Origin of the sequence: Actinomadura parmotrematis, assembly GCF_019458805.1 — a bacterium.
Lineage (GTDB): Bacteria > Actinomycetota > Actinomycetes > Streptosporangiales > Streptosporangiaceae > Spirillospora > Spirillospora parmotrematis.
On the sequence record NZ_JAIBOA010000016.1, the window covers coordinates 81,546 to 93,465 of the forward strand.

11 protein-coding genes are annotated in these 11,920 nt (G+C 73.7%); 6 read left to right on the top strand and 5 right to left on the bottom strand.

What is annotated here, in order from left to right; all coding sequences use genetic code 11:
- Positions 1-16 precede the first annotated feature (16 nt).
- Positions 17-442, top strand: a complete 426-nt coding sequence (locus K1Y72_RS23995; protein ID WP_220168691.1) for a TIGR03668 family PPOX class F420-dependent oxidoreductase — start codon at positions 17-19, stop codon at positions 440-442.
- Positions 443-572: 130 nt separating this feature from the next.
- Here K1Y72_RS23995 and K1Y72_RS24000 read toward each other — a convergent pair whose 3' ends face one another.
- Complete coding sequence (locus K1Y72_RS24000) at positions 573-1,574, bottom strand: ADP-ribosylglycohydrolase family protein (RefSeq protein ID WP_220168692.1); 1,002 nt, start codon at positions 1,572-1,574, stop codon at positions 573-575.
- A gap of 48 nt (positions 1,575-1,622) precedes the next feature.
- Positions 1,623-2,711, bottom strand: coding sequence for an acyl-CoA dehydrogenase family protein (locus tag K1Y72_RS24005; RefSeq protein WP_220168693.1), 1,089 nt, complete (start codon positions 2,709-2,711; stop codon positions 1,623-1,625).
- A gap of 199 nt (positions 2,712-2,910) precedes the next feature.
- Here K1Y72_RS24005 and K1Y72_RS24010 point away from each other — a divergent pair, with 199 nt between their 5' ends.
- Positions 2,911-3,309 (top strand): hypothetical protein, encoded by a 399-nt coding sequence (locus tag K1Y72_RS24010; protein ID WP_220168694.1) that lies wholly within the window; start codon positions 2,911-2,913, stop codon positions 3,307-3,309.
- Between the two features lie 30 nt (positions 3,310-3,339).
- On the top strand, positions 3,340-3,699 hold the full coding sequence (locus K1Y72_RS24015) for a VOC family protein (protein WP_220168695.1): 360 nt from the start codon (positions 3,340-3,342) through the stop codon (positions 3,697-3,699).
- Here the strand turns inward: K1Y72_RS24015 and K1Y72_RS24020 are convergent, their stop codons facing one another.
- Positions 3,700-5,721, bottom strand: coding sequence for a phosphocholine-specific phospholipase C (locus K1Y72_RS24020; protein ID WP_220168696.1), 2,022 nt, complete (start codon positions 5,719-5,721; stop codon positions 3,700-3,702).
- Between the two features lie 110 nt (positions 5,722-5,831).
- Between K1Y72_RS24020 and K1Y72_RS24025 the strand changes: the two genes are divergently transcribed.
- Together K1Y72_RS24025 and K1Y72_RS24030 are read left to right on the top strand one after the other, a co-directional pair.
- A complete protein-coding gene (locus tag K1Y72_RS24025; RefSeq protein WP_220168697.1) occupies positions 5,832-7,187 on the top strand; it encodes an amidase in 1,356 nt (451 codons plus the stop codon).
- A gap of 139 nt (positions 7,188-7,326) precedes the next feature.
- A complete protein-coding gene (locus tag K1Y72_RS24030) occupies positions 7,327-7,905 on the top strand; it encodes a Uma2 family endonuclease (protein ID WP_220168698.1) in 579 nt (192 codons plus the stop codon).
- A gap of 12 nt (positions 7,906-7,917) precedes the next feature.
- On the opposite strand, the gene sbnB is transcribed toward K1Y72_RS24030, so the two are convergent.
- Positions 7,918-8,943: a 2,3-diaminopropionate biosynthesis protein SbnB gene (gene sbnB, locus K1Y72_RS24035; RefSeq protein WP_220168699.1), complete on the bottom strand. Its 1,026-nt coding sequence runs from the start codon at positions 8,941-8,943 to the stop codon at positions 7,918-7,920.
- Between the two features lie 32 nt (positions 8,944-8,975).
- Positions 8,976-9,965, bottom strand: a complete 990-nt coding sequence (gene sbnA / locus K1Y72_RS24040) for a 2,3-diaminopropionate biosynthesis protein SbnA (protein WP_220168700.1) — start codon at positions 9,963-9,965, stop codon at positions 8,976-8,978.
- 370 nt (positions 9,966-10,335) lie between these two features.
- On the opposite strand from sbnA, the gene K1Y72_RS24045 reads away from it, so the two are divergent.
- Entirely contained in the window at positions 10,336-11,847 is a 1,512-nt protein-coding gene (locus tag K1Y72_RS24045) for an amino acid adenylation domain-containing protein (protein WP_220168701.1), read from the top strand.
- Positions 11,848-11,920 lie beyond the last annotated feature (73 nt).

Here is an 11,920-nt window from a genome sequence, read left to right on the forward strand (position 1 = left end):
CGTCTACCCTGGCCGCATGCCCCGCCTCGCGCCCGCCGACGCCCGGGACCGCCTCGCCGCCGTCCCGGTGGCCCGGCTCGCCACCGCCGACGCGGCGGGCCGCCCGCACCTCGTCCCGGTCACCTTCGCCGTGGAGCGCGGCACCGTCTACACCGCCGTCGACCACAAGCCGAAGACGACCCGCGACCTGCGGCGGCTCGCCAACGTCCGCGCCAACCCGCGCGTCGCGCTGCTCGCCGACCACTACGAGGACGACTGGACGCGCCTCTGGTGGGTGCGGGTGGACGGGCACGCCCGCGTCGTCGACGACCCGGCCCGCACCGCCGCCCCCGCCGCGCTGCTCGCCGCCCGCTACCCCCAGTACCGCGACCGCCCGCCGGACGGCCCGGTCATCGCGATCACCATCGACTCCTGGACCGGCTGGTCCGCCGCCCCCTCCTGACCCCTGACCCCTGACCCCCTGGTCACCTGTCGTTGACTTGCGGCGTGTTGGCCCTTTGGAACGCTCCAAAGGGCCAACACGCCGCAAGTCAACGAGGAGTGACCGAGGGGTCACGGGGCTGGGGGACGGGTCAGTCCCAGGCGGCGCCGACGCGGGCGAGGCGGCCGGCGTACTCGATGCGGGACGCCCACTCCGCCGGCCAGGCGGACATGCCGAGGTGGGCGCCGGCGAAGGCGCCGGCCAGGCAGGCGATCGAGTCGGAGTCGCCCGAGGACGCCGCCCCCCGCCAGACGGCCGACACGGCGTCGGCGGGGAACAGCAGGAAACAGTGGAGGCCGGTGGCGAGGGCCTCCTCGGCGATCCAGCCCGCGCCGGTCGCCTCGCAGGGGTCGGCGTCACGGACGGGGTGCGCGAGCGCGGCGTCCAGGCGGTCGAGGACGTTCAGGCACTCGTCCCAGCCGCGCGCGATGAACTCCTGCGGGCTGGCCACCGAGGGGCGCTGCCACAGGTCGCCGAGCCAGTCGCCGTGATAGACCGTCCGCTGCTCGTGGCAGCGCGCGCGCAGCGCACCCGGCAGTTCGCTCGGATGCATGCCCTGGCGCAGCCACCACACCGCGAACGCGGTCAGTTCGCTGGCGGCGAGTCCCGTCGGGTGGCCGTGAGTCAGGGCGGCCTGCAACTGCGACGCGGCCGCGCGCGTCTCGTCGGTGAGGCCGGGCGCGAGCCCGAGCGGTGTGACGCGCATGTTCGCGCCGCAGCCCTTGGAGTTCGCCTGCGTCGCCTGCACCCAGGGACGGCCCGCGTCCAGGCCCTCACACGCCCGCAGGCACGTGTTGCCCGGTGCGCGGTTGTTGTCGGGGTCGTGCAGCCAGTCGACGAACCGGCGGCGCCAGATCGGCGTGACGCGGTCGGGGGTGAACGGCGGGTCCGCCAGGGCGTCCAGCAGCCCTTCCGCGACGGCGAGGCCCATCTGCGTGTCGTCGGTGACGAGCGCCGGGTCGCCCTCCAGGTCGCGCGGGCCGTCGAAGCCGTACCGGCGGTGGATCCGCGGCATGTCCAGGAACTCGGTGGGCGCGCCGAGCGCGTCCCCGTACGCCAGCCCGAAGATCGATCCGCTCGCGGTCGCGTCCATCGTCCCGCCCCCTTCGCCGGTTCCATTGTGGACGAAGGATGATGATCTCTATGAACCGGACGGGGCGAGGGCGGTCGCGTCCAGCCGCCGCCGGTGCCAGGCGGGGGAGCCGAACAGGGCCTGGCAGGACTTGGCGCGCTTGAAGTGCAGGTGCGCGTCGTGCTCCCAGGTGAACCCGATGCCGCCGTGCAGCTGGACCGCCTCGCCCGCCACCTGGAAGTAGGCGTCGGTGCAGTACGCCTTGGCGACGCTCGCCGCCGCCGGCAGGCGCGCGGGGTCCTCGTCGGCGGTCGCGGCGGCCGCCATCACCGCCGAGCGGGAGGACTCCACCAGGACGAACAGGTCGGCGCAGCGGTGCTTGATCGCCTGGAAGGACCCGATGGCCCGCCCGAACTGCTTGCGGACCTTCACGTACTCGACGGTGAGGTCGAGCATCCGCTGCGCGCCACCGAGCGCCTCGGCGGCGAGCGCGACCGACGCCGCGTCCAGGGCGTGCCCGAGCGCGGCGTCCGCGTCGCCTTCCAGCGCGCGCGCGGGGGTGTCGGCGAACTCCAGCCGGGCCAGGCGGCGCGTCTGGTCGAGGGTGGTCAGCGGCGTCCGCGCGAACCCGTCCCGGACGGCGAACAGCCGCGTGCCCGCGCCGGTGCGGGCGGGGACGAGGACGAGGTCGGCGAGGTGGCCGTCGAGGACGCGGTCGGCGGCGCCGTGCAGGGTCCAGCCGTCGCCGTCGCGGCGCGCCTCCACCGCAGGGGCCGCCTCGGACCAGGCGAGCGTCGCGATGGTCGTGCCGTCCGCGAGGCCCGGCAGCGCCCCGGCCTGGAACGCGGCGTCGCCGCAGGCCGCGACGGCCGCCGCGGCGACGGTCGTCGCGAGGAAGGGGGAGCAGAGCAGCGCGCGGCCCATCTCCTCGAACACGACGGCGAGCTCGGCCGTCCCGTACCCGGCGCCGCCGTGCTCCTCGGCGACCGCGAGGCCCTGGAGGCCGAGCTGCTCGGCCATCAGCGCCCACACCTCGGGGTCGTGCCCCTCGGGCGCCGCCATCAGCCGCCGCACCTCGCCGCCCGGCGACCGGTCGGCCAGGAACCGCCGTAGCGTCCCGCGCAGTTCCCGCTGCTCCTCGGTGGCGACGAGCCTCATCCGGCGACCTCCTGAAGATGTCCGACATGCCAACCCAACGCTTGCTTGGTCGCCATTGTCGCGCATCACACCCCGCCGGGGCCAGCCGGAACGGGTGGCGCGCCGAACAGCGGTCAGATGCATCTACCCGGACGGTGAGGGAATAGTGACTCTTGGTGGCGGCGGCCGCCGCCGCACAATCGGGGGAACGGAGTTCGACGTGCGCACGGACAGCAGGACCCGGAAGGACGCGGGCATCGAGGCGGGCATCGTCACCGCCGGCTGGGAGCCGGAGGTGGAGGTCCGCAACGGCCGCGCCGAGGAGGTCGACATCAACCCGGTCACCATCCGCTTCGTCGGCAAGGCGACCGTCCTCGACGACGGTGACGGCGGCGCGCTGCGCGGCGACGTCGGCGGCGCCGAGGTCGGCCTCCGCATCTGCCAGGGCGCGGGCGACACCCTCACCACCAGCATCACCCTGGACTGGGGCGGCCCGCGCGTGCTCGCGCCGGGCGAGACGCTCCGCCTGTCCTTCCCGGCGACCCGCTACGTCGACTACATCGACGACCTCAAGCCGATCCGCGCCGCCGTCGCCGCGCCCGCCGTTCCCGCCGGGTGAGGGCGGGGCCCGGTGGGGTAGAAGAGGGCGATGCTGACCATCGGAACCATCGTCCTCGCCGCCGAGGACATGCAGCGGGCCGCCGACTTCTGGTGCGCGGCCCTGGACTACCGGCGCCGGGACGGCGAGCAGCGCGGCGACTGGACGGTGCTCGTCCCCGCCGCCGGCGGCGGCCCGCAGATCGGCCTGCAGCCGGCGGGCGGGCCCGCCGAGAAGCGGCCCCGCGTCCACCTCGACCTCTACAGCGAGCAGCAGGCGGCCGAGGTGGAGCGCCTGGTCGGCCTCGGCGCCCGCCTCGTCGACTGGGACCTCTACCCCGAGGACCCCGACTTCGTCGTCCTCGCCGACCCCGAGGACAACATCTTCTGCGTCATCGACGCCGCCGAGTAGCTACCCGAGCGCGGGGTCGCTGAGGCTGGGGCGGCCCGTCTCGACATGGCCCGCGAAGCGGTGCAGGAAATCCGGGTCGGCCGCCGTGGTCACCGACACGTCGTACCAGGACGCGCTGGACCGCAGGTCCACGGTGTGCACGGCGCGCTGACCCGGACGGAGCCGCAGCCGCGCCGGGCGGCCCGCCCGGTAGGCGTCGGCGAGCTGGACGTCGATGGCGGCGGCGCCCGGGTTGGCGACGGTGAGCCGCAGGGAGCCGCCCGCCTCGACGGCCGTCACGCGCGGCCCGCCCTTGGCGGGGTCGCCCTTGAAGCGGCGGAAGAAGCCGTTCGGGCCGTGCACCGACAGGTCGTAGGCGCCGGCGAACGTCCAGACGTCCGACAGCCGGCGGCCCGCCCCGACGGTGTAGGACCACGGCGCCTCCGGGCGCGACGGCGAGGTCACGTAGAAGGACGCGCCGGCGCCGCGGCCGCTCGCGAACTCCAGGGTCACCTTGCCGGGCGCGACGGCCGCCGTCACCGACAGCGCGTAGGGCAGCGGCCGCGCGTACCGCGTCCCCTTCTCCTGCTTCGGCAGCGCCGGGGACGCCGGGACGGGCGGGACGTAGCTGGGGTGCCGGGCCTTGTCGGCCGGCAGGTAGCCGCTCGTGGCGGGCAGCCGCGCGGGCCGCCGGTCGGGGCTGGCGAAGTCGAAGGCGCTGGTGAGGTCGCCGCACACGGCGCGGCGCCACGGCGAGATGTTCGGCTCGCGCACCCCGAACCGCTCCTCGATGAACCGGATGACCGAGGTGTGGTCGAAGGTCTGCGAGCACACCCAGCCGCCCTTGCTCCACGGCGAGATCGCCAGCATCGGCACCCGCGGCCCGAGGCCGTACGGCCCGGCCTGGTACCCGCCGCCGCCGGGGTAGTGCTCGCCCTCGGTGGAGACGGTCGACAGGCCCTGCTCGCGGGACGCGGGCGCGAACGGCGGCACGACGTGGTCGAAGAACCCGTCGTTCTCGTCGTAGGTGAGCAGCAGGACGGTCCGGCTCCACACCTCGGGGTTCGCCGTGAGCGCGTCCAGCACCTGCGCGATGTACCAGGCGCCGTAGTTGACCGGCCAGTTCGGGTGCTCGCTGTACGCCTCCGGCGCGGCGATGTAGGACACCTGCGGCAGGCGCCCGCTCTTGACGTCGGCGCGCAGCACGTCGAAATAGGTGCCGCCCGCCTTGACGTTCGTGCCGGTGCGGGCCTTCTCGTACAGGGCGTCGCCCGGCTTCGCGTCGCGGTAGCTGTCGAAGTACAGCAGCGAGTTGTCGCCGTAGTTGCCGATGAACGCGTCGTCGGTCCAGCCCCAGGAACCGGCGGCGTCCAGGCCGTCGCCGGCGTCCTGGTAGACCTTCCAGGACACGCCGGCCGCCTCCAGCCGCTCGGGGTAGGTCTTCCACCCGTACCCGGCCTCCTGGTTGGCGAGGACGGGGCCGCCGCCCTGGCCGTCGTTGCCGGTGTAGCCGGTCCACATGTAGTAGCGGTTCGGGTCGGTGTTGCCGATGAACGAGCAGTGGTAGGCGTCGCAGACGGTGAAGGCGTCGGCGAGGGCGTAGTGGAACGGGATGTCGGCGCGCTGCAGGTGCGCCATCGTGCTCGCGGTCTTGGCCGGGACCCAGTTGTCGTAGCGGCCGTTGTTCCACGCCTTCTGGCCGCCGGTCCAGTCGTGGTTCAGGCCGGTCAGGTAGGTCATGCCGAGGTCGGCGACGTCGGGCCGGAACGGCAGGACGCCCGACTGGTCCCACACCGGCCCGCCGTTCGGGAGCGTCACCGCGCGCGGGTCGCCGAAGCCCCGCACGCCCCGCAGCTTGCCGAAGTAGTGGTCGAACGAGCGGTTCTCCTGCATCAGCACCACGATGTGCTCGACGTCGCGGATCGTGCCGGTGCGGCGGGCCGCCGGGATCTCCGCGGCGCGGGCGATGCTGTCGGGCAGCAGCGTCAGGGCGGAGGCGCCGCCCGCGATCTGCAGGAAGCGGCGGCGGTGGACTGCGGTCATGGCGGGCTCCTTCGCGTCGGGCGAAGCGTCTCGGCGCCCCGCGACCGGCACGGCAATCCCGCCTGACGCGCAGGGGACAGGCCGCTGAACGCTGGCTAGTCTGTACCGCTATGGGGGAATGGACGGGCCGCACCGCGGCCGACATCGCCGCCGCGGTGCGCGGCGGGAAGGCCACGGCCGTGCAGGTCGTGCGCGAGCACCTGGACCGCATCGCCGCGCTGGACGGCGGGCTCGGCGCGTTCGTGCGGGTGCGGCCCGAGCGGGCGCTCGCCGAGGCCGCCGAGGTGGACGCCCGCGCCGACCGCGCGGACCTGCCGCTCGCCGGCGTCCCCGTCGCGATCAAGGACAACGTGCCGGTCGCGGGCGAGCCGATGCGCGCCGGGTCGGCCGCCACCGACGACGTCCCGCGGCCCGCCGACCACCCCGTCGTCGCGCGGCTGCGCGCCGCGGGCGCCGTCGTCGTCGGCCTGACGAACCTGCCCGAGCTCGGCATCTACCCCTTCACCGACAACGGCTACGGCATCGCCCGCAACCCCTGGGACACCGCCCGCACGGCGGGCGGCTCGTCCGGCGGGTCGGCGGCGGCCGTCGCCGCGGGCCTCGTCCCGGTCGCGCACGGCAACGACGGCGCGGGCTCGATCCGCATCCCGGCCGCGAACTGCGGCCTGTTCGGCATCAAGCCCGGCACCGGCGTCGTGCCCGCCGAGCTCGGCGCCGACAGCTGGGACGCGATGGCCGAGAACGGGCCGCTCGCCACGACCGTCGAGGACGCCGCGCTCGTCCTGTCGGTCATGGCCGGCGACCCGTCGCTCGCGGCGCCCGGCCCGGCGGACGGCCTGCGCGTGGCGCTGTCGGTGCGCCCGCCGGTCGCCGGCGTCGCCGTCCGCGCCGACCTGCGCGCCGCCGTCCGCGAAGCGGGCAAGGCCCTCGTCGCGGGCGGCCACAGCGTGCACCGCGACGACCCGGACTACCCCGTCTGGGCGGGCCTCGCCGTCATGGCGCGCTGGCTGGTGCTGCCCGGCGCCGAGGCCGAGGCGCTGCTCGGCGACCCGCGCCTGGAGCCCCGCACCCGCCGCCACGCCCGCGCGGGCCGCGCCGCCGCCCGCGTCCGCCCGCCGCGCCCCGACGACCGCGCCCGCTTCCAGGAGGCGGTGGCGCCGCTCTTCGACCGCCACGACGTCCTGGTCATGCCGACGCTGGCCCGCCGCGCCCCGCGCGCCCGCCGCAACGACTCCTCATGGCTGCGCAGCATCGCCCTGTCGGCCGCCTACGCCCCGATGACGGCCGCCTGGAACCTCGCCGGCTACCCGGCCGCGACCGTCCCCATGGGCATCGGCGCCTCCGGCCTGCCCCTGTCGGTCCAGCTGGTGGCCGCCCCCGGCGGCGAGGCGTCCCTCCTGGCCCTCGCCGCCGAACTGGAGCGCACCCGCCCCTGGCCCCGCCACGCCCCCGCCTTCACCCCCTGACGGGGCGGCGCGCCGACCCGCTCTGTGTCTTCCGGCGGGTGCCGACGTAATCTGGATGCGACGACTCTTCGGTGACGATCTGTATGCGGAAGGTGGCAACCTGCCACTATCCTCGTCCGTGACGAGGAAGGAGCAGGGCATGACCGCGATGGCTCATGACCAGCACACGCAAGAGGACTTCCTCCTGGAAGGGTTCCTCGCCCTCGACACCCCCGAGGGATTCCGCGCCGAACTGATCGACGGAGAGATCGTCGTGACCCCACCCCCCCTGGGCGGACATGAAGACATCATCGGCTTGATCGTCGAGCAGATCTTCCAGAAGACGAAGACCAGGGTGAACTTCGCCGGTACCAAGGGTCTGATCGTCCCCAGCGGGGGAGCCTGCCCGAAGAACCGCGTGATCCCTGACGGGACGTTCGCCCTGGCGGAGCTGAGGTTGTTCCGAGACGCCGGGACGTGGATGCCCGCCGAGGGCGTCCTGCTGGTGCTGGAGGTGACCTCGCGGCGCGCCGGCATCGACCGCGAGGCCAAGCGGCACTGCTATGCGCGTGCCGATATCCCCTTCTACCTGCTGGCCGACCGCGACGAGCGCGCCCTGACGCTCTTCAGCGAGCCGCAGGGCGACGACTACCGGGACTCGTCGCGAGTGCCTTTCGGCAAGGCGCTGCCCCTGCCTGATCCGTTCGGCTTCGAGCTGGAGACCTTCGAGTTCCCCTGAGCGGCGGCCGGGTCAGCCGTAGCGCTTCATCTCGTGGAAGAAGCCGGGGACCTTCTGGAGCTCGCCGGCGGCGGTGACCTGGTCGTAGACGTAGCGGGCGACGGCGAGGTCGAGGACGCCGAGGCCGAAGGGGGAGAAGACGACCGGTTTGTCGGCGGGGGCGGTGATGGCGCCGGTCAGGGCGTCGTAGAGGGTGCCGGCGACGAAGTCGCGGTGGCCGACCTGCTGCTCGGCCAGGTGCGGGGAGGTGTTGGCCTTCATGCAGTGCTCGACGTCGTCGACGATGTTGAACGACGACAGGATGATCTCCGGCGACAGGTCGCGCAGGGAGACGTGCAGGACGAGCGGGTTGTGCGCGAACAGCGCCGGGTCGTGGACGTGGGGCTCGCCCGCGACGGTGGCGAACACGATCAGGTCCGAGGCGGTGATCAGCGACTCGGCCGAGCCGTGGATGGTCACCTCGCCCTTCTCGGTGCGCTCCAGGTAGCCCTGGAAACCCTCGGCGTGCTCGCGGGACAGGTCGAAGACGCCGAGCTCGTCGAACTCCAGGCCGTTGCCCGCCAGGTAGGTGTGCAGGTAGCGGGCGATGAGGCCGACCCCGATGAAACCGACGCGGCGCGGGCGGACGCCGCGGGCCTCGGCGAGGGTGACGGCGGCGAGCGCGGCGGACGCGGCGGTGCGCGCCGCCGAGATGATGGAGCTCTCCAGGCAGGCGAACGGGTAGCCGGTCGCGGTGTCGTTGAGGATGAGGACGGCCGACGCGCGCGGGATCCCGTTGGCCACGTTGCCGGGGAACGAGGAGATCCACTTGATGCCGTGGACGTCCACCTCGCCCTGCACCGAGGCGGGCAGCGCGATGATCCGGTCGGCGGGCCGGTCGGGGAACCGCAGGAAGTAGGAGTCGGGGTTGACCGTCCGGCCCTCGCCGTGCAGCCGGTAGGCCGCCTCGATCATGCGGGTGACCTGCGGCTCGCGGCCGCTGACCGCCTCGTGCACCTGGGCGCCGGAGATCACGGCGAAAGAGGGGGCGTCGGTCATGTCTGGATGCTCCGTGGAATGGCTGGTGATGATCAGACGCCGAGGATATCGGCGCCGGGCAGGGACAGTTCGGGGGACAGCTCGGCGAAGTTCTCGCGCAGCCAGCTCTCCTCGTAGATCGAGTCGAGGTAGCGCTCGCCGAGGTCGGGCGCGATGGCGACCGCGACGGGGTCGCCGCCGGGGTACTTGGCGGCGAGCCAGCGGGCCGCGCCCGCCACGACGGTGCCGGTGGAGCCGCCGAACAGGAAGCCGTGCGAGGCGAGCGCGTGGACGGTGCGGATCGTCTCGGTCTCGGGGACGTGCACCACGTCGTCGACGAGGGACTCGTCGACGAGCTCGGGCCGGCGGCTCGTGCCGAGGCCGGGCACCATGCGCCGCTCGGGGATGCCGCCGAAGGTGACCGAGCCGACCGCGTCGATCGCCACGATGGTGACCGGCCGCCTGCGCTCGCGGAAGTAGCGGGCGCAGCCCATCAGCGTGCCGGTCGTGCCGGCGCCGACGAACAGCACCTCCAGGTCGGGGAAGGCCCGGTCGATGGCGGGCGCGGTGCCCGCGTAGTGCGCCTGGGAGTTGTTGGCGTTGGCGTACTGGTTCAGCCAGACGTAGCCGCCGCCGGACTCGCAGAGGTTCTGCACGTAGCGGATGCGGCTCTCCAGGAACCCGCCGTTGCCGTCCTGGCGGGAGATGACCCGCACCTCGGCGCCGAGCGCGCGCATCACCCGCATGGACGCGGGGTTGCAGCGCGGGTCGGTGACGCAGACGAACCGGTAGCCCTTGCTGGCCGCGATCACGCTGAGCGCGATGCCGAGGTTGCCCGAGGAGGACTCGATGATGATCGAGTCGGGGGTGAGCACGCCGTCGCGCTCGGCGGCGGCGACCATGGCCGCGGCCGCCTTCAGCTTGACCGAGCCGGCGAAGTTGAAGCCCTCGCACTTGAGACGCACAGGACAGCCGAGGGTCGGCCGAAGGTCCACATAAAGGTCCTCGACATTGAAGTCCTGCGGCGAGGTGATGATGGGCACGCTGCCACCCTTGAATGAATGACAATTGATGGGTCAGGAAGAAGTGGAGTGGAGTCCGCGCCGTATTTCCGCTCCGGGCTGTATTCTCGTTCCAGGGCGGGGCGCTTTTTCAATTTCCAGTGAACATTTCCTGGATCTTCTCCCATCCTCCCCCGATGGTGTCCCGGGCGCACGACAAGCCGCCCGGGGCGAAGCCTCACGGTACCTTCGGTCATCCCCTGTCGCAACCCCCTACTTACCCACGAGTAGGGTGTTATCCGGTGAATCCCGAACATCCGCTCGGCGCTGGACATAAGCTATGACGCCCGGGCGGGTATACGGGTTCATTCCACCCGGCCGGTGCACGAGGATGAGATCACGGAGAGTCACCATGAATGCTGGCGGTCCCGTCGCCGGGCGGCTGCTCGCCCTCACCGAGCTGCCCGCGCTCGCCGTCTCGGTGGACGAGGCCGGGCGGGCGCGCGAGCTCGCCGCCCGCCACGGCATGACCAGCGACCGCGAGGTCGACCTGGCGGACGCCGTGATCGCGCGGGTCGAGCGGTTCGCCGCCGAGCGCGACCGGCCCGCCGTCGCCGACCGGACCCGCACGCTGTCCTACGCCGGGCTCGCCGCCGAGGCCCGCCGCCTCGCGACCCTGCTGGAGGACGCCGGCGTGCGGCCCGGCACGGTCGTCGGCGTCGGCGGGGAGCGCTGCGCGACCGTCGTCGCGGCGTTCCTGGCGATCGAGCTGGTCGGCGCCCTGTACGTGCCCGCCGACGAGACCTGGCCCGCCGCGCGCGTCCGCGACGTCCTCGACCAGGCCGGCGCGGGGGTGCTGCTCACCGTGGACGCCGGCGCGACCGCCCCGGCCCTGCTGGAGGGCGCGGCCGAGGCCGGCTGCACCGTGCTGCGCGCCGCCGACGCCGACGGCCGCGCGCCGTGGGCGGGGGAGGCCCGGCTGGAGTCGCTCGACCAGCCCCGCTACGTGCTCTTCACCTCCGGCTCGACCGGCCGCCCCAAGGGCGCCGTCGTCGAGCACCAGGGGATGGTCAACCACCTCTACGCCAAGATCGTCGATCTGGGGCTGACCGGCGCCGACGTCGTCGCGCAGACCGCCCCGCTCGGCTTCGACATCTCGGTCTGGCAGCTGCTCTGCCCGCTGCTGGTCGGCGGCCGCGTCGACGTCGTCGGCGACGAGGTCGGCCACGACCCGGTGGCGTTCGCGCGCGCCGTGGACGAGCGGGGCATCACCGTCGTCGAGCTCGTCCCGACGATGGTCCGGCACCTGCTGGACGACCTGGCGGCCGCCCCGGCGGGCGCGCTCGGCGGCCTGCGCTGGATGATCGCCACCGGCGAGGAGCTGCCGACCGAGCTGTCCCGCCGCTGGCTGCAGGCCATGCCGCACGCCCGGCTGCTGAACGCCTACGGGCCGACCGAGTGCTCCGACGACGTCACCCACCACACCGTCACCGCGGGCGACCTGGAGCTGCTGCGGCTGCCCATCGGCGTGCCGGTCGCCAACGCGCGGCTGTACGTGCTGCGGCACGAGGACGACGGCACCTGGCGGGCCTGCGACCTGGAGGAGACCGGGGAGCTGTTCGTCGGCGGCGTCTGCGTCGGCCGCGGTTACCTCGGCGACCCGAAGCGCACCGCCGACGCCTTCTACCAGGACCCCTTCGAGGCCACCGCGACCGGCCGCCTCTACCGGACGGGCGACGCGGTGAAGCTGCTGCCGCCCGGTGCCGGCGGCGACGACCGGCCCACCCTGCAGTACCTCGGCCGGGTCGACCGGCAGGTGAAGATCTCCGGCGTCCGGATGGAGCTCGGCGAGATCGAGGCGGTGCTCCAGCGGCATCCGGCGGTCGGCGCGGCGGCCGTGGTGGTGCACGAGTACAGGGCGTGACGGCGTGGTCCGCGACGGTGTCCGCCTGTGGACGTCAACCGTTGTCACCGGGTGAGCGTCGGCGCCCCTCCAG

Bases quoted from the DNA above. Each gene is read 5' to 3' on its own strand.
- K1Y72_RS23995 (WP_220168691.1), top strand. From the start codon at position 17: ATGCCCCGCCTCGCGCCCGCCGACGCCCGGGACCGCCTCGCCGCCGTC.
- K1Y72_RS24000 (WP_220168692.1), bottom strand. From the start codon at position 1,574: ATGGACGCGACCGCGAGCGGATCGATCTTCGGGCTGGCGTACGGGGAC.
- K1Y72_RS24005 (WP_220168693.1), bottom strand. From the start codon at position 2,711: ATGAGGCTCGTCGCCACCGAGGAGCAGCGGGAACTGCGCGGGACGCTA.
- K1Y72_RS24015 (WP_220168695.1), top strand. From the start codon at position 3,340: ATGCTGACCATCGGAACCATCGTCCTCGCCGCCGAGGACATGCAGCGG.
- K1Y72_RS24020 (WP_220168696.1), bottom strand. From the start codon at position 5,721: ATGACCGCAGTCCACCGCCGCCGCTTCCTGCAGATCGCGGGCGGCGCC.
- K1Y72_RS24025 (WP_220168697.1), top strand. From the start codon at position 5,832: ATGGGGGAATGGACGGGCCGCACCGCGGCCGACATCGCCGCCGCGGTG.
- K1Y72_RS24030 (WP_220168698.1), top strand. From the start codon at position 7,327: ATGACCGCGATGGCTCATGACCAGCACACGCAAGAGGACTTCCTCCTG.
- sbnB (WP_220168699.1), bottom strand. From the start codon at position 8,943: ATGACCGACGCCCCCTCTTTCGCCGTGATCTCCGGCGCCCAGGTGCAC.
- K1Y72_RS24045 (WP_220168701.1), top strand. From the start codon at position 10,336: ATGAATGCTGGCGGTCCCGTCGCCGGGCGGCTGCTCGCCCTCACCGAG.